At 74.6% G+C, this 15,924-nt stretch carries 15 protein-coding genes and 1 tRNA gene; 11 read left to right on the top strand and 5 right to left on the bottom strand.

Annotated elements, in window-relative coordinates; all coding sequences use genetic code 11:
* Window positions 1–200 precede the first annotated feature (200 nt).
* From mfd to PGN05_RS10895, 7 genes are read left to right on the top strand one after another with little or no spacing between them, the layout of a single operon-like run.
* Complete coding sequence (mfd, locus tag PGN05_RS10925; protein WP_419752565.1) at window positions 201–3,743, top strand: transcription-repair coupling factor; 3,543 nt, start codon at window positions 201–203, stop codon at window positions 3,741–3,743.
* Window positions 3,744–3,788: 45 nt separating this feature from the next.
* Window positions 3,789–4,793: a SurA N-terminal domain-containing protein gene (locus PGN05_RS10920; RefSeq protein WP_419752564.1), complete on the top strand. Its 1,005-nt coding sequence runs from the start codon at window positions 3,789–3,791 to the stop codon at window positions 4,791–4,793.
* Between the two features lie 4 nt (window positions 4,794–4,797).
* Window positions 4,798–5,712 carry a MazG family protein gene (locus PGN05_RS10915; protein ID WP_419752563.1) on the top strand — a complete coding sequence of 305 codons (915 nt, stop codon included), beginning with the start codon at window positions 4,798–4,800 and terminating at the stop codon, window positions 5,710–5,712.
* A 51-nt stretch (window positions 5,713–5,763) separates the two neighbouring features.
* Window positions 5,764–7,044, top strand: a complete 1,281-nt coding sequence (gene eno / locus PGN05_RS10910) for a phosphopyruvate hydratase (protein ID WP_419752562.1) — start codon at window positions 5,764–5,766, stop codon at window positions 7,042–7,044.
* Between the two features lie 13 nt (window positions 7,045–7,057).
* Entirely contained in the window at window positions 7,058–7,633 is a 576-nt protein-coding gene (locus tag PGN05_RS10905; protein ID WP_419752561.1) for a septum formation initiator family protein, read from the top strand.
* Window positions 7,630–8,211 (top strand): DUF501 domain-containing protein, encoded by a 582-nt coding sequence (locus PGN05_RS10900; protein ID WP_419752560.1) that lies wholly within the window; start codon window positions 7,630–7,632, stop codon window positions 8,209–8,211. Before PGN05_RS10905 ends, PGN05_RS10900 begins: the two co-directional genes overlap by 4 nt.
* Window positions 8,208–9,158 (top strand): exopolyphosphatase, encoded by a 951-nt coding sequence (locus PGN05_RS10895; RefSeq protein WP_419752559.1) that lies wholly within the window; start codon window positions 8,208–8,210, stop codon window positions 9,156–9,158. The genes PGN05_RS10900 and PGN05_RS10895 overlap by 4 nt, the downstream gene beginning before the upstream one ends.
* Here the strand turns inward: PGN05_RS10895 and PGN05_RS10890 are convergent, their stop codons facing one another.
* On the bottom strand, window positions 9,159–9,461 hold the full coding sequence (locus PGN05_RS10890) for a DUF4235 domain-containing protein (protein WP_419752558.1): 303 nt from the start codon (window positions 9,459–9,461) through the stop codon (window positions 9,159–9,161).
* 64 nt (window positions 9,462–9,525) lie between these two features.
* On the opposite strand from PGN05_RS10890, the gene PGN05_RS10885 reads away from it, so the two are divergent.
* The gene (locus tag PGN05_RS10885) at window positions 9,526–10,311 is read left to right on the top strand and encodes a uracil-DNA glycosylase (protein ID WP_419752557.1); all 786 of its coding nucleotides are present in this window, start codon (window positions 9,526–9,528) and stop codon (window positions 10,309–10,311) included.
* 9 nt (window positions 10,312–10,320) lie between these two features.
* The gene (locus PGN05_RS10880) at window positions 10,321–11,703 is read left to right on the top strand and encodes an NAD(P)/FAD-dependent oxidoreductase (RefSeq protein WP_419752556.1); all 1,383 of its coding nucleotides are present in this window, start codon (window positions 10,321–10,323) and stop codon (window positions 11,701–11,703) included.
* A 6-nt stretch (window positions 11,704–11,709) separates the two neighbouring features.
* On the opposite strand, the gene PGN05_RS10875 is transcribed toward PGN05_RS10880, so the two are convergent.
* Window positions 11,710–12,009 carry a hypothetical protein gene (locus PGN05_RS10875; RefSeq protein WP_419752555.1) on the bottom strand — a complete coding sequence of 100 codons (300 nt, stop codon included), beginning with the start codon at window positions 12,007–12,009 and terminating at the stop codon, window positions 11,710–11,712.
* Between PGN05_RS10875 and PGN05_RS10870 the strand changes: the two genes are divergently transcribed.
* Window positions 11,995–12,067 (top strand) — tRNA-Leu (locus PGN05_RS10870). The two genes, PGN05_RS10875 and PGN05_RS10870, sit on opposite strands and share 15 nt — an antisense overlap.
* 6 nt (window positions 12,068–12,073) lie before the next feature.
* On the opposite strand, the gene PGN05_RS10865 is transcribed toward PGN05_RS10870, so the two are convergent.
* From PGN05_RS10865 to PGN05_RS10855, 3 genes are read right to left on the bottom strand one after another with little or no spacing between them, the layout of a single operon-like run.
* The gene (locus tag PGN05_RS10865) at window positions 12,074–12,532 is read right to left on the bottom strand and encodes a hypothetical protein (protein ID WP_419752554.1); all 459 of its coding nucleotides are present in this window, start codon (window positions 12,530–12,532) and stop codon (window positions 12,074–12,076) included.
* Window positions 12,533–12,550: 18 nt separating this feature from the next.
* Window positions 12,551–13,546 carry a multicopper oxidase domain-containing protein gene (locus PGN05_RS10860; protein ID WP_419752553.1) on the bottom strand — a complete coding sequence of 332 codons (996 nt, stop codon included), beginning with the start codon at window positions 13,544–13,546 and terminating at the stop codon, window positions 12,551–12,553.
* 15 nt (window positions 13,547–13,561) lie between these two features.
* Window positions 13,562–14,683 (bottom strand): multicopper oxidase domain-containing protein, encoded by a 1,122-nt coding sequence (locus tag PGN05_RS10855; RefSeq protein WP_419752552.1) that lies wholly within the window; start codon window positions 14,681–14,683, stop codon window positions 13,562–13,564.
* Window positions 14,684–14,953: 270 nt separating this feature from the next.
* Here PGN05_RS10855 and PGN05_RS10850 point away from each other — a divergent pair, with 270 nt between their 5' ends.
* Window positions 14,954–15,811 (top strand): Bax inhibitor-1/YccA family membrane protein, encoded by an 858-nt coding sequence (locus PGN05_RS10850; protein ID WP_419752601.1) that lies wholly within the window; start codon window positions 14,954–14,956, stop codon window positions 15,809–15,811.
* Window positions 15,812–15,924: the final 113 nt, after the last annotated feature.

Raw genomic sequence — 15,924 nt, 5'->3', positions numbered from 1 at the left:
CCTGCGCCGGCGGCTCCTCCGCTGCGCCGCTGCCGCGGTCGGATCCCGGGACTAACCTGGGGGACCGGCCCCCCGCGCACCCGGCGCGACGTGTGTGGCTCCCGGCCCCAGGAGTGAGTCTCCGTGACCGAGCTGGCGAGGTCACGCATGGACGGGGCACCTGAGGGCGCGCGTACGACGAGCGCCAGCGAGGAGGAAGCGTGACCTTGCGCGGCGTGCTCGACGTCGTCCTCACCGATCCCGGCATGGCCCGTGTCGTGGCCGCGGCGGGCGAGGCCGAGCTGACGGTGACCGCTCCGCCGTCGGTGCAGCCGCTGGTCGCCGCCGCACTGGCCGGCAGCGGCGGCGAGGGCGGCGTCCCGGTGCTGGTCGTGACGACGGGGGAGCGCGACGCCGACGTCGTCGCCGACCAGTTGCGCTGTTTCCTCCCCGGCCGGCGGGTGGAGACCTTCCCCGCCTGGGAGACGCTGCCGCACGAGCGGCTGTCCCCGCGTGCGGACACGGTCGGCCGCCGGCTGGCCGTCCTGCGCGACCTCACGCACCCCGGCGACAACGGCCGGGTCGACGTCCTCGTCGCGCCGGTGCGCAGCGTGCTGCAGCCGCTGGCGCCCGGGCTGGGTGACCTGGTCCCGGTCGAGCTGGCGCCGGGGGACACCGCCGAGCTCGACGACGTCGCCCGCGCGCTCGCCGACGCCGCGTACACCCGCGTGGAGCTGGTCGAGAAGCGCGGCGAGTTCGCCGTCCGCGGCGGGCTGCTGGACGTCTTCCCGCCCACCGAGCCGCACCCGGTCCGGGTGGAGTTCTGGGGCGACGAGGTCGACGAGCTGCGCTACTTCTCCGCCGCCGACCAGCGCTCTCTCGACGAGCGCCCCGACCGGCTGTGGGCCCCGCCGTGCCGCGAGCTGCTGCTGACCGACCAGGTGCGCGCCCGGGCCGCCGCCCTGGCCGTCGAACACCCGGGGCTGCTCGAGATCCTCGGCAAGCTCGCCGAGGGCATCGCCGTCGAGGGCATGGAGTCGCTGACGCCCGCGCTGGTCGAGGGCGACCTGCAGCTCCTCACCGACCTGGTGCCGGCCGGCACGCACGTCCTGGTCTGCGACCCCGAGCGGGTGCGCAGCCGGGCCGCGGACCTGGTGCGCACCGCCGAGGAGTTCCTCGCCGCCTCGTGGGCCACCGCCGCGGAGGCCGGCGAGGCGCCGCTGGACCTCGGTGGGACCTCCTATCGCGACCTGGCCGACGTCGAGACCGCCGCCCGCGGCCGCGGGCTGCCGTGGTGGACGACGGGCGCCTTCACCCTCGCCGTCGAGGACGACGACACGCACGTCACCCTCGACGCCACCACGGTCGACCGGTTCGCCGGTGACGTGCCCCGCGCCATCGACCAGCTGCGCACCTGGTCCCGGGAGGGCTGGCGGCTGGTCGTCACGTTCGCCGGCCCGGGCCCGGCCCAGCGCGCCGCCGACCAGTTCGCCGAGGCCGACCTCGGTGCCCGCCTGGTGCCCGACATCGCCACCGCCCCCGAGCCGCGGCTGACCCACGTCACCCAGGGCAACCTCGAGGCCGGGTTCGCCTTCCCCGGCGTGGGCCTCGCCCTGCTCACCGAGCACGACCTGACGGGGCAGCGCGGCACCTCGATGCGGGACGCGGTCAAGATGCCGGCCCGCCGCCGCAACGCCGTCGACCTGGTCCAGCTCCAGCCCGGCGACCTCGTCGTCCACGAGCACCACGGCATCGGCCGCTACATCGAGATGGTCAGCCGCACCGTCAACGGCGGGCAGCGCGACTACCTGATCGTCGAGTACGCCCCGGGCAAGCGGAACCAGCCGCCGGACCGGCTGTTCGTCCCCACCGACGCCCTCGACCAGCTCACCCGCTACGTCGGCGGCGAGGCCCCGGCGCTGTCCAAGCTCGGCGGCGCCGACTGGCAGAAGACCAAGGGGCAGGCCCGCAAGGCGGTCAAGCAGATCGCCGCGGAGCTGATCCGGCTGTACTCGGCGCGGATGGCCACCCAGGGGCACGCGTTCGGCCCCGACACCGTCTGGCAGCGCGAGCTGGAGGACGCCTTCCCGTTCCACGAGACGCCCGACCAGCTCGCCGCGATCGACGAGGTCAAGAGCGACATGCAGAACCCGGTCCCGATGGACCGGATCATCTGCGGCGACGTGGGCTACGGGAAGACCGAGATCGCCGTCCGGGCCGCGTTCAAGGCGGTGCAGGACGGCAAGCAGGTCGCCGTCCTGGTGCCGACGACGCTGCTGGCCAACCAGCACGTCAAGACCTTCTCCGAGCGCTTCGCGCAGTTCCCGGTGAAGGTGCAGGTGCTCTCCCGCTTCCAGTCCGACGCCGAGACGCGACAGATCCTCGAGGAGCTGGCCCGCGGCGAGGTGGACGTGCTCGTGGGCACCCACCGGCTGCTGCAGCCGACGACCCGGTGGAAGGACCTCGGGCTGGTCATCGTCGACGAGGAGCAGCGCTTCGGCGTCGAGCACAAGGAGTACCTGAAGACGATGCGGACGGCGGTCGACGTCCTGTCGATGTCGGCGACCCCGATCCCGCGCACCCTGGAGATGTCGCTGACCGGCATCCGGGAGATGTCGACGATCCTCACCCCGCCCGAGGAGCGGCACCCGGTGCTGACCTACGTCGGGGCGTGGGACGACAAGCAGATGGCGGCCGCGGTCCGCCGTGAGCTGCTGCGCGACGGCCAGGTCTTCGTCATCCACAACCGGGTGCAGTCCATCGACAAGGCCGCGGCGAAGATCCGCAACCTGGTCCCCGAGGCGCGGGTCGCCGTCGGCCACGGACAGATGAAGGAGCACGAGCTCGAGCGGATCATGGTCGGCTTCTGGGAGAAGGAGTACGACGTCCTGGTGGCGACGACGATCGTCGAGTCCGGCCTGGACATCCCCAACGCCAACACCCTGATCGTCGACCGGGCCGACACCTTCGGCCTGTCCCAGCTGCACCAGATCCGCGGCCGGGTCGGCCGGGGGCGCGAGCGGGCCTACGCCTACTTCACCTACGACCCCTCCCGCCCGCTCACCGAGACCTCGGTCGACCGGCTGACCACGATCGCCCACAACACCGACCTCGGCGCCGGCATGGCCGTGGCGATGAAGGACCTCGAGATCCGCGGCTCGGGCAACCTGCTCGGCGGCGAGCAGTCCGGGCACATCGCCGGGGTCGGGTTCGACCTCTACGTGCGGCTGGTCGGCGAGGCGGTCACCGACTACCGGGCGCAGCTGTCCGGCGAGGAGGTCCCCGCCGAGCCGGCCGACGTCCGGGTGGACCTGCCGGTCGACGCGCACCTGCCGCACGACTACGTGCCCGGTGAGCGGCTGCGGATGGAGGCCTACCGCAAGGTCGCCTCGGTGCAGTCCGACGAGCAGGCGCAGGCGGTGCTCGACGAGCTGACCGACCGCTACGGCGCCCCGCCGGCGCCGGTGCTCAACCTGCTCGCGGTGGCCCGCTTCCGGGCGGCGGTGCGGCGCTTCGGGGTCACCGAGGTGTCGCTGCAGGGCCGGGCGATCCGGATCTCGCCGGTCCCGCTGCGCGAGTCGCAGCAGATGCGGCTGGCGCGGCTGGCCGACGGCGCCACGTACAAGTCCGCCGCCGACACCATCTCGCTCAAGGTGCCGGTCGGGCCGGACCGGCGGACGCCGCTGCGCGACGTGGCCCTGCTGGAGAACGTGCACGCGCTGCTGACCGCCGTCCTCGAGCAGCCGCAGGCCGCCGCCTCCTGACGTGTCGAGCGGGGCAGGGGCCGTCGTGTGGCACCCTCGCTGACTGTGCAGACGCGTCGCCTGACCGCATCCCTGGTCGTGGGCCTGGCCGCGCTGGCCGGGGTCGCCGGCTGTCGGACCTCCCCGAACGTCGCCGCCTACGTCGGGGACCAGCAGGTGACCGTGACCGAGCTGGAGGACGCGGTCGAGCAGCGGCTGGAGAACACCGACCTCGCCGCGGCGGTCGCCGGTCGCGAGGACGAGTACACCCGCCTCGTCCTGACCCGCATGGTGCAGGCCGAGGTCTACGCGGAGGCGGCCGCCCAGTACGGCGTCACGCCCGACGAGGGCGCGGTGCGGGCGCGCCTCGACCAGCTCATCGGCGACCAGGACCCCGCCGCCCTGTACGCGCAGGCCGCCGCCCAGGGGGTCGCGCAGGCCGACGTGCTCGAGACCGTCCGCCAGCAGCTGATCCGCCAGCGCATCGCCGAGGAGGAGGGCCTGGCGCAGGGCGCCACCGAGGAGGAGCTGCGCGCCGCCTACGAGGAGCAGGTGCCCTCGCTGTCGCAGGTGCAGCTGGGCTACGTCACCGTCCCCGACCAGGCGACCGCCGACGCCGCGGTGGGGACCCTCCAGGCCGACCCGAACTCCTACGCCGCCCTGGCGGCCCAGTACCCCGGCGACACGACCCTCCCGCAGGTGACGGCGCGGGCGCCCGCGCAGGTCCCGAGCCTGATCGCCGACCAGGTGGGGGCGGCCCAGCCGAACACCGCCTTCACCGTGACCGTCCCCGACATCCCCGGCGTCCTCGTGGTGTTCGTGGGCCAGCCCGTGGTGCCGACCTTCGAGGAGGTCCGGCCCGACCTGGAGCAGGCGGCGCAGGCGGGGAGCGACGACGCCGCGCAGGAGTTGGTCGCCGACGTCCGGAACGGCCTGGACATCACGGTCAACCCCCGGTACGGCGTCATCGAGGAGGGCGAGATCGTGCCGGCCGACGGCGGCGTGGTCGACCTGCTGGACGACGCCGAGGAGACCGGCACCGGCGGCGGGGCGGCGGCTACCGGAGACTGACCGGGTGCCCGTCGTCGTCGCCGTCACCGTCAGCCCCACCCTGCCCGGACTCCTCGGCCCGGCCGGCTGGCGCGCGCTGACCGAGGAGCGTCCGGTCGTCGCGCTGCCCGGCGCCGCGGCGACGGCCGAGGCGCTGCGGGCGGCGGGCTGGCGCGTCGAGGACCTCCCGGACGTCGCCGCGGCGACCGCCCACCCGGACCCGGTCGTGGCGCTGGTCGCGGGTGAGACCGTGCCGGACTGCGAGGTGGTGGACGGCGCCCCGCTGCCGGCCGGCGCCCGGCTGCTCGACGTCGTGGCGGTCATGGACCGGCTGCGCTCACCCGGAGGCTGCCCCTGGGACGCCGAGCAGACGCACGCCTCGCTGCGCGGCTACCTGCTGGAGGAGGCGCACGAGGCCTACGACGCCATCGTCGACGACGACGCCGCGGCCATGCGCGAGGAGCTCGGCGACGTGCTGCTCCAGGTCGTCTTCCACGCGCGGGTGGCCGCCGAGGCCGCCCCCGACCGCCGGTTCACCATCGACGAGGTCGCCGGGGACCTGGTGGACAAGCTGGTCCGCCGGCACCCGCACGTGTTCGGGGACGCCGGTCCGCGCGACGTGGCCCAGGTGGAGGCCGGCTGGGACGAGATCAAGCAGGCGGAGAAGCAGCGCCGCTCGCCGACCGAGGGCGTCTCCCGCTCGCAGCCGGCGGCCTCGTGGGGTGCGGCGCTGGTCCGGCGGGCCGGACGGGCCGGGTTGCCCGTCCCCGAGCCGGCGGAGCTGTCGGCGCGCAGCCCGGAGGAGCTGGGCGAGCGGCTGCTGGCCGCGGTGAGCGGCGCCGCCCAGCGCGGCTGGGACGTCGAGGACGCCCTGCGGGAGGCGGTCCGGCGGTACGCCGGGGACCTGGACGCGGCGGCGGAGGCCCGCGCCGCCGACTGACCCGGCGCGCGGCGGATGAGCGCTCCCGAGCGGGCTGGCTAGGCTGCCCCCGTGCCCAGCATCGACGCCGTAGGCGCGCGGGAGATCCTCGACTCGCGCGGAAACCCCACCGTGGAGGTCGAGGTCGCCCTCGACGACGGGACGATCGCCCGCGCGGCGGTCCCCAGCGGCGCCTCGACCGGCGCCTTCGAGGCGGTCGAGCTGCGCGACGGCGGCGAGCGCTACGGCGGGAAGGGCGTGACCAAGGCGGTCGACGGCGTCCTCGACGTCATCGGCCCCGAGCTGGTCGGCTACGACGCCAGCGAGCAGCGCCTGGTCGACCAGCGGCTCATCGACCTCGACGGGACGCCGGACAAGTCCCGCCTCGGCGCCAACGCCCTCCTCGGGGTGAGCCTCGCGGTGGCCCGGGCCGCCGCCGACTCCTCCGGACTGCCGCTGTTCCGCTACGTCGGCGGCCCCTCGGCGCACGTGCTGCCGGTGCCGATGATGAACATCCTCAACGGCGGCGCCCACGCCGACAGCAACGTCGACGTCCAGGAGTTCATGGTCGCCCCGATCGGCGCGGCGACCTTCGCCGAGGCGCTGGCCATGGGCACCGAGACCTACCACGCGCTCAAGTCGGTGCTGAAGGGCCGCGGCCTGGCCACCGGCCTGGGCGACGAGGGCGGCTTCGCCCCCGACCTGCCGAGCAACCGCGACGCGCTCGACCTCATCGCGGAGGCCGTGGAGAAGGCCGGCTACGAGCTCGGGACCGACGTCGCCCTCGCCCTCGACGTGGCGGCCACCGAGTTCCACACCGAGGGCGGCTACGACTTCGAGGGCCAGACCCGCTCGGCGGAGTACCTGATCGACTACTACCGCGAGCTGGTCGACGGCTACCCGATCGTCTCGATCGAGGACCCGCTGTCCGAGGAGGACTGGGACGGCTGGATCGCGCTCACGGCCGCCCTCGGCGACCGCGTCCAGCTGGTCGGCGACGACCTGTTCGTCACCAACCCGACCCGGCTGGCCGACGGCATCGCGCGCAAGGCGGCCAACGCCCTGCTGGTGAAGGTGAACCAGATCGGCACGCTCACCGAGACGCTGGACGCGGTCAACCTGGCCCACCGCAGCGCCTACCGCTGCATGATGAGCCACCGCTCCGGCGAGACCGAGGACACCACCATCGCCGACCTCGCCGTGGCCACCGACTGCGGGCAGATCAAGACCGGCGCCCCGGCGCGCAGCGAGCGGGTGGCGAAGTACAACCAGCTGCTGCGCATCGAGGAGGAGCTGGACGACGCCGCCCGCTACGCCGGTGCGGCGGCCTTCCCGCGGCTGACCGACCGATGAGGTCCGCCCGCCGATGAGCGCCGCGCGTGCCCGCCGGGGCGGGTCCGCGCCGGGGGGACGCCGCTCGACCGGCCGGCCGCTGACCCACGCGGCGTCCCGCCCGGTCCCGGCCGGCTCCCGCTCGGGTGCGGGCAGCCGGCCGGAGCCGCGGCCGTCCCGACGGCGCTCCGCGCGCTCGGCGACGTCCGGCGGCACCCCGCGCCGTCCGCTGTTCACCGGCCGGGCGGTGGTCCTCGCCGGTCTGGTGCTGCTGCTCGCGCTGACACTCGCCGGGCCGATCCGGCAGTTCCTCGCCGGCCGCGCCGAGCTCGCCGCCCTCGCCGCCGAGGGCACCGCGCTCGACCAGCGCGTCGAGGACCTCCAGGTGGAGCTCGAGCGCCAGGACGACCCCGCCTTCACGGCCCGTGAGGCGCGGGAGCGGCTGGCGTACGTGCTGCCCGGCGACCGGCTGGTCGTGGTGGTCGACGGGGAGACGGTCGAGGGGGACGCCGGCACGGTGCCCACCACCGAGGACGGCGCGCTGCCCTGGTACGACGCGCTGCTGCAGTCGGTCGCGGCGGCCGACGGCGACGAGGAGACGGGCGAGTGACCGAACCGGTGACCCCGGCCGAGCAGGAGATCGTCGCCCGCCAGCTGGGCCGGCCGCCGCGCGCCGTCCGCGCCGTGGCGCACCGCTGCCCCTGTGGGCAGCCCGACGTCGTGCAGACCTCGCCCCGGCTCGAGGACGGCACGCCGTTCCCCACGCTCTACTACCTGACCTGCCCGCGGGCCAACGCCGCGGCCAGCCGGCTGGAGTCGGCCGGGCGGATGCGGGAGTGGCAGGACGAGCTCGGCACCGACCCGGAGCTGGCCGCCCGCTACCGGGCCGCGCACGAGGCCTACCTCGCCGAGCGCGACGCCCTCGGCGTCCTGCCGACCCGCGCCACCGCGGGCGGCATGCCCGACCGGGTCAAGTGCCTGCACGCGCTGGCCGGCCACGCGCTGGCCGCCGGCCCGGGCGTCAACCCGATCGGTGACCGCGCGGTGGCCGGGATGGGGGAGTGGTGGTCCTCGGGCCCCTGCGTGCCGGACCGCGAGGGCGACGGCCGAGCGAGCATCGCAGGGAGCGCCAGCGACCGAGGAGCGGAACGAGGCCGGAGCCGAGCCGTGCCGGAGAACCCGTCGTGACCCGCGTCGCCGCCATCGACTGCGGCACCAACTCCATCCGCCTGCTGGTCGCCGACGTGCCGCCCGAGGGTGCGCACACCGACCTGCTGCGCCGCATGGAGGTGGTCCGCCTCGGCCAAGGGGTCGACGCGACCGGCCGGCTCGCGCCGGAGGCGATCGAGCGCACCCGGCGGGTGCTCGCCGAGTACGCGGGCCAGGCCCGCGAGCTCGGCGCGACCGCGGTGCGGATGGTCGCCACCAGCGCCAGCCGGGACGCCGCCAACCGCGCCGACTTCGAGGACATGGTCGTCGCCACCCTCGGCCAGCTGCCCGACGTCGTCCCCGGCGACGAGGAGGCGCGGCTGTCCTTCCTCGGGGCGACCGCCTCCCTCGACGCCGCGGCGGCCGCGCACGGTCAGCTCGCGCCCCGCCCGCCGTACCTGGTCGTCGACATCGGCGGCGGCTCCACGGAGTTCGTCCTCGGTGACGCCGGGGGCGTGCGCGCGGCCTGCTCGGTCGACGTCGGCTGTGTCCGGCTCACCGAGCGCCACCTGCACGGGGACCCGCCGACCGCCGACGAGATCCAGCGCGCCGAGGCCGACATCCGGGCCGCGCTCGCCGACGTCGTCGCCACCGTGCCGGTGCACGAGGCCGCCACGCTCGTCGGGCTGGCCGGGTCGGTGACCACCGTGGCCGCGCTCGCCCTCGACCTGCCCGCCTACGACGCGGACGCGATCCACGGCTCCCGGATCCCGGTGGCCGGCGTCCGGTCGGTGACCGCCGGGCTGCTGACGGCGACCCGGGAGCGACGCGCCGCGGAGGCGGTCATGCACCCCGGGCGGGTCGACGTCATCGGCGCCGGCTCGCTGGTCCTGCGGGTGATCATGGACGCCTTCGCCCTCGACGACGTCGTCGTGAGCGAGCACGACATCCTCGACGGCATCGCCCTCCGGCTGGCCGGCCGCTGATCAGGGGCTCTCGGCGTTGACGCCAGGCGGCAGCTTGCCGGTCAGCTGCTGGTAGACCGAGGCGGCGCCGCGGGCGGCCACCAGCCGGCCGGCGGCCACGGCCACCCCGGACACCGCGGCCCACGCCAGCGCCTCGCCCCACCCCACGCCGGGCGCGGCCGGGTTCTTGGGCGGAGCGCTGCCGCGCGCCGCGTACCAGCCGGCGTCGGCGAGCTTCCGGACGGCGATGCCCGTCCCGGTCGCCATGCCGGTGCCCAGCAGCTTCCAGGTCAGGGATGCCGTCTGCTTCTTCGTCCTGGCCACGGTGGGGATGATGCCGTCCCGGCCGGGATCCGCGCGCTCCGGGGCCGGGTGGTCCACTGGAGGCGTGGCGACCGACGCGGCCGGCTTCCCGGTGACCCGCACCCCCGCGGGGGTCCTCCGCTCCGCGCGGTCCACCCGCGACCTCGCCGTCCTCGACGCCCGGGTCTCCGGCTGCCGCGCCTGCCCCCGGCTGGTCGCCTGGCGGGAGGAGGTGGCCCGGGTGAGGCGGGCCTCCTTCCGCGAGCAGGAGTACTGGGGCCGGCCGGTGCCGGGCATGGGGCCGGCCGACGCGCGGATCGCCGTCGTCGGGCTGGCCCCGGCCGCGCACGGCGGGAACCGCACCGGCCGGGTCTTCACCGGCGACCGCAGCGGCGACTGGATCTTCGCCGCGCTGTGGCGGGCGGGGCTGGCCAACCAGCCGACGTCCACCCACATCGGGGACGGGCTGCAACTGACCGACGTCCGGGTCGCCGCGGCGGTGCGCTGCGCCCCGCCGGCGAACGCGCCGACGCCGGAGGAGCGGGACACGTGCTCCCCGTGGCTGGCGCGGGAGCTGGGGCTGCTGCCGCGGCTGCGGGTGGTCGTCGTCCTCGGCGGGTTCGGCTGGACGGCGCTGTGGCCGGTGCTGGCCGAGGCCGGGTACCGGCTGCCCCGCCCGCGGCCGGCGTTCGGGCACGGGGTGGAGGTGACCCTCGAGGGGTCGCGCGGGCCGCTCACCCTGCTCGGCAGCTACCACGTCAGCCAGCAGAACACCTTCACCGGCAAGCTCACCGAGCCGATGCTCGACGCCGTCCTCTCCCGCGCCAACGAGCTCGCCGCGACGGTGCCGGGAACGGGGGTCCACCCCTAGGCTCGGCCCATGGCGCAGCGACCCGTGGTCCTGGTCGTCGGCGGTGGCTACGTCGGCCTCTACACCGCCCTCCGGCTGCAGAAGAAGCTGTCGCGCGGCAGGGCGGAGATCGTGGTGGTCGACCCGCAACCGCACATGACCTACCAGCCGTTCCTCCCGGAGGCGGCGGCCGGCTCGGTCGAACCCCGGCACGTGGTCGTGCCGCTGCGGCGCACGCTGCCCCGCTGCCGGGTGGTCACCGGCGCGGTCACCGCGCTCAGCCACGCCGAGCGGCGGGCCCGCGTCGCGCCCATCGTGGGTCAGCCGTTCGACCTGTCCTACGACGTGCTGGTGATGGCGGCCGGCTCGGTGGCCCGCACGCTGCCGATCCCCGGGCTGGCCGAGCACGGCATCGGGTTCAAGAACGTCGGCGAGGCCATCTACCTGCGCAACCACGTGCTCGCCCGGCTGGACGCGGCCAGCTCCACCGACGACCCGGCGGTGCGCCGGCGGGCGCTGACGTTCACCTTCGTCGGCGGCGGCTACGCGGGCGTGGAGGCGTTCGCCGAGCTGGAGGACATGGCCCGGTACGCGGTCACCCACTACTACCCGCGGCTGTCGCCCGCCGACATGCGCTGGGTGCTGGTCGAGGCGATGGGGCGGATCCTGCCCGAGGTCGACCTGGACATGGCGGCGTGGACGGTCAAGCAGCTCACCGCGCGCGGGATGGACGTGCGGCTCAACACCCGCCTGGAGTCGATCTCCGACGCGGGCCTGGTGCGGCTCTCCGACGGCGAGGAGTTCGCCAGCGACACCCTGGTGTGGACGGCGGGCACCAAGCCGAACCCGGTGCTGGCCGAGACCGACCTGCCGCTGGACGAGCGCGGGCGGATCGTCTGCGAGCCGACGCTGCAGGTGAGGGGGCTGCCCGACGCCTGGTCGGCCGGCGACCTCGCCGCCGTCCCCGACCTCACCAAGGACGAGCCGGGCGCGACGACGGCCCCCAACGCCCAGCACGCCGTCCGCCAGGCCCGGCGGCTGGCCGACAACATCGTGCTGAGCCTCAACGGCGAGGAGCCGGTGCCCTACCGGCACCAGTACGCCGGGTCGGTGGCCAGCCTCGGCCTGCACAAGGGTGTCGCCCAGGTCTACGGCGTGAAGCTCAAGGGCTGGCCGGCCTGGTTCATGCACCGCACGTACCACGTCAGCCGCGTGCCCACCTTCAACCGCAAGGCGCGGGTGGTTGCCGACTGGACCCTCGCCGCCGTGTTCCGCCGCGAGGTCATCTCGCTGGGGCAGCTGCAGGACCCGCGCCGGGAGTTCGTCGCCGCGGCCAACACCGGGCGGGCCGGGCAGCTGCCGCCGCCGTCACCGGCCGACCGTGCCCAGTCGGGCACCGCGCAGGCCAGCTGACCGGGCTCAGCGGGGGCGCAGCGCGGCGGGCGCCAGCAGCCAGGCGGCGCCGGCCGCGACGACGACCAGTCCCAGCGCCGGGGCCAGGCTCCTCCGCTCGGCGAGCACCCCGATCAGCGGCGGGCCGGTGAACGAGCCGAGGTAGCCGATCGTCGTCACCACGGCGATCGCCGCCGGAGCCGGTGCCAGGCCGGCGCCCGGTGCCGCGCCCAGCACGGTCGGCGCGAGCGGGGCGAGGGCCAGCCCCGCCAGCGGGTTGACCGGGCGCCACGGCGCTAGCGTCTCCGGTGCGCCCCCGTAGCCCAACGGCAGAGGCAGGCCCCTTAAAAGGGTCCGAGTGTCGGTTCGAGTCCGACCGGGGGCACGCCGATTAGGCTGCCGAGCCGTCGTACGCGCGCAGCGGCCCCGTCCGGATCGGGGGGGTCGGCGGCGTCCCCTGGTCCTCCACGACCCAGACCTCCACGACGTACTCGGCGGGGTTCTCGAACACGTCGCGGAAGCGCTCGTCCCGCATGACCTCGCAGCCGGACGACGAGCCGTCGACCCACTGGTCGCCGATGCCCAGGGACACGACCTCGGCCCCGCCGCGGGTCAGGATCCGGCTCTCGATGCCGTCCCCGTCCTGCGGGGCGTCGTTGTCCCAGATGAAGCAGACCGAGGGCAGCACGTTGCGGTCCTCGAGCTCCAGCCAGGCGTGCCCGCCGTTCGTGAAGTCGGCCTCGAGGTGGCGGCCGTCGTCCTCCAGGGCGGCCAGCGTCGTCGTCACGGTGGCCGCCAGCGCCAGCCCGGTGGCCGCGCCGATGACCGTCGTCCTCTTCCAGGTGCGCATGACGTCGGCTCCGTCCGGTCAGGTGACGATCACGTGGGCGGTGGCCGTGCCGGCGAGGGCGCCGGTCAGCCAGTGGCGGAACTCGTAGGTGAGGGTGTGCGTCCCCACCGCGGACGGGGTGAGGATCAGGTCGTAGCGCTCGGCCGTGGTCGTCTCGAGCCGGTTGTCCGGCAGCGGGGTCGGTGCCGGGAGCAGCTCGCCGTCGGACATGTGCACGACCGGGTTCAGGGCGGCCGGGAACCGGACCACGTTGACGAAGTACGCGCCGGTCAGGTGCCGCAGCAGCACCCGCTGGCCGACCCGTGCCCGCACCGTCGTCTTGGCGCTGTTCCGCGACCGCCGGGCGTCGACGCCGTTGATCGTGAAGTAGCGCGGACGGAACCGGTTGAGCCGGGTGCGGTCGCCGATCGCGTCCTCCTCACCGGAGGCGTGGTTGTAGTCGCGCCACGACGGGTCGATGTCGTAGGTGGCCCACATCGCCTCGACGTCGTACTGCGGCCCGCCGACGTACAAGGTGCCCGGGCCGGACGGCGGGTCGATGACCAGGTAGCCGAACATGCCCATCTGCACGTGCAGCGGGGCGTTGCGGTGGCAGTGGTAGAAGAACGTGCCGGCCCGCGAGGCCCGCCACTGGTAGGTGTAGTCGCTGCTGACGTTGAACGACGTGTCCGGCACCCCGTCGTTGAAGGTGGACGGTTCGATCCCGTGGTGGTGGATCGTGTGCACGTTGATCGCCGCCTCGATCGTCGTGTGCACGATCTGGCCCTGGCGTACCCGGATCGGCGTTGCGGGGAAGGGCTTGTCGGCGTCCGGGTCCTTGAACGTCCAGTACTCGACGTCCTCGCCGTCGGAGAACTCGAGCTTGTCGTTGAAGACCTTGCGCTCGAAGGCGGCGTCCGGCCGGACCCGCCCGGGCGTCTCGGGGCTCTCCTCCGGGTAGTTGTGCCCGAAGTGCACGGACTGGGTGAGGTCCGCCGGGCGGTTCTGGTCGATGGGGACGAGGCTTCCGGCCATGCTGAACAGCTCCTCTCAGTCGAAGACGGCCTCGGAGACCATGCCGCCGGCGTAGTGGCCACCGCTGGCGGTCTCGGCCATCTCGATGTGGTCGTGCACCACGTACTTCTGCGCGTGGGCGACGACGGGGTAGGAGTCCGGTGGGGTGCTGAACGGGAACAGCACGTCCACGACCGTGCCGGGGGGAATCCGCACGGTGTCCTTGTTCGTGCCGACGATCCACGGCGTGTCGGGGTGGCTCAGGACCCAGATGTGGTTGCCGTGGAAGTGCACCGACCGCGGCGCCCGCCCCGTGTTGATCATGCGGACGAGGGTGGCGTCGCCGGGCGTGAGCAGGTCACCCGCCCGGCCCTCGAGGAACGTGGCGGGGTCCTCGACCGCCAACATCCCGCTGATCCCGTTGATGAGGAAGTACTCCGGCTCGGGGTCGCTGGGCAGGGCGATCCGGCCGCCGGCCAGGTCCCGCGCGGTCGTGGGGTTCAGCTCCGAGAACAACCAGGTGCGCTCCTGGACGATGACCTGCGGGATCTGGGGCGCATCCGTGCCGAAGAGCGGCTGCCGGCGCGCTCGGGGCGTGCCGTCCGCGTTCCTGAGTGCTCCTGGGAAGAGGGCCTCGATGGGGACGGGGTCCCGGAATGTCGCCGGGTACTCCCGGGGCCGGACGACGAGGGCTCCGGTCGTCCCCAGGGCGCGCCCGGTGTCGGCGCTGCCGTCGATCGTGCCGACGTAGTAGAACGTCCCCGGCCTGGCCGGCGCGGTGAACGAGATGGTCCCGGTCCCACCCGGCGGCACGAGGGTCCCCGGGACCCCGGGGACCCCGGGGACGGCGAGCCCGATCTGGCGCGTGGTGCCGTTCGTGATCCGCACGTTCACCGTGTCACCGGTCTGCACCTCGAGCCGGCCGCCGGGGATCTCGGCGCGCTGTGCGGTGCTGCCGAAGCCGAGGACCGGCACGATCAGGCCGTCGATCATGATCCGCTCGCCGTTCAGCGGGTGGAGCTCGGCGTTGACGACGTCGGCGGCGGCGCGTTCGGCCGACGCGAGCAGGCCGGCGCTCGCGAGGAGCGTGGTGGCCGCGGCTCCGAGGCCGTATCGGAGCACCGTCCGGCGGGGGAGCGGGGTGACGGGGAGGTCCATGAGGGGCTCCGGGGCTGGAGTCGGCGGTCGGGGCGAGGAGGCGCTGGACTGCTGTCACCAGACGATCCGCGCTCGGCTGTTCCGGAACCAATCCGAACCTGGGGGTCGGGTCGTCCCCCATTCGGGGGACACGAGGCGCGGGCCGGCCCGCCCCCGAGGGGTGAGGTCCGGCGGGCCAGGAACGCGCGGGGCCCCGTGGGCGTTGACCCAGACAAGTGGGGTGCAGGACCGTAGGCCCCACGACCGCCTGTCACTCTCGAGGAGATGACGATGCCCAGCCACAACCCGGTCTTCGGCCGGGGCTTCGCCAACGCGGGCGCCGGCAACGGCCAGCAGCCCGCCCAGTGGGGCGCCGCCCCGCAGTACGGGGCGCCCCAGTACGGCGCTCCGCAGTACGGCGCCCCCACGCAGGACCCCCACGCCGCGCCGTCGCCGTACGCCCGCTCGCCGTACGCGCCGCCGACGACGCGCTACATGACCATGGACGACGTCGTCCAGAAGACGGGCCTGTCCTTCCTGGTCACCGTCCTGGCCGCCGCCGTCGTCTGGGCGCTGCCCGGGCAGGCCGCCTGGGGTCTCGCGCTCCCGGCCGTCCTGGTCGCGTTCGTGCTCGGCCTGGTCATCGCGTTCAAGCAGATCGCGAACCCGGCCGCCACGCTCGCCTACGGCGCCCTCTACGGCGTCGCGCTCGGCGCGATCAGCGAGGCGTTCAACACCGTCTACCCGGGCATCGTCGTCCAGGCGCTGATCGGCACGTTCGGTGTCTTCTTCGGCATGCTGGTCGTCTACAAGACCGGCGCCATCCGGGTCACCCCCAAGCTGACCCGCTGGATCGTCGGCGCGATGTTCGGTGTCCTGGCGCTGGTCCTGGTCAACCTGATCGCCGGCATCTTCACCCCGGGTGGCCTCGGCCTGCGGGACGGCGGCCCGCTGGCCATCGTCTTCAGCATCGTCGTCATCGGCATCGCGGCGTTCTCGCTGCTGCTGGACTTCGACATGGCCGACGAGGCGATCCGCCGCGGCGCCCCCGCGAAGTTCGCCTGGTACGTCGCCTTCGGTCTGCTCGTGACCGTCGTCTGGCTGTACCTGGAGATCCTGCGCCTGCTGTCCTACCTCCAGGACAACTGAGCACGGGTCCCGCTGCTCCCCACGCTCCGGCGCGGGGGCAGCGGGGCCGGGACGAACCGGTGGTCCGGCCCCCCCGGGGGAGGCCGGCCCCCGGCCGCTCCCGGGGCCGGCGT

Source organism: Geodermatophilus sp. CPCC 206100 (genome assembly GCF_048569675.1).
Taxonomy (GTDB): domain Bacteria; phylum Actinomycetota; class Actinomycetes; order Mycobacteriales; family Geodermatophilaceae; genus Geodermatophilus.
Note: the sequence above shows the minus strand (reverse complement) of the source record. Positions and strands in the feature narration are given on the sequence as shown.

Bases quoted from the DNA above. Each gene is read 5' to 3' on its own strand.
- PGN05_RS10865 (WP_419752554.1), bottom strand. From the start codon at position 12,532: ATGCGCACCTGGAAGAGGACGACGGTCATCGGCGCGGCCACCGGGCTG.
- PGN05_RS10905 (WP_419752561.1), top strand. From the start codon at position 7,058: ATGAGCGCCGCGCGTGCCCGCCGGGGCGGGTCCGCGCCGGGGGGACGC.
- PGN05_RS10860 (WP_419752553.1), bottom strand. From the start codon at position 13,546: ATGGCCGGAAGCCTCGTCCCCATCGACCAGAACCGCCCGGCGGACCTC.
- PGN05_RS10855 (WP_419752552.1), bottom strand. From the start codon at position 14,683: ATGGACCTCCCCGTCACCCCGCTCCCCCGCCGGACGGTGCTCCGATAC.
- PGN05_RS10880 (WP_419752556.1), top strand. From the start codon at position 10,321: ATGGCGCAGCGACCCGTGGTCCTGGTCGTCGGCGGTGGCTACGTCGGC.
- PGN05_RS10850 (WP_419752601.1), top strand. From the start codon at position 14,954: ATGCCCAGCCACAACCCGGTCTTCGGCCGGGGCTTCGCCAACGCGGGC.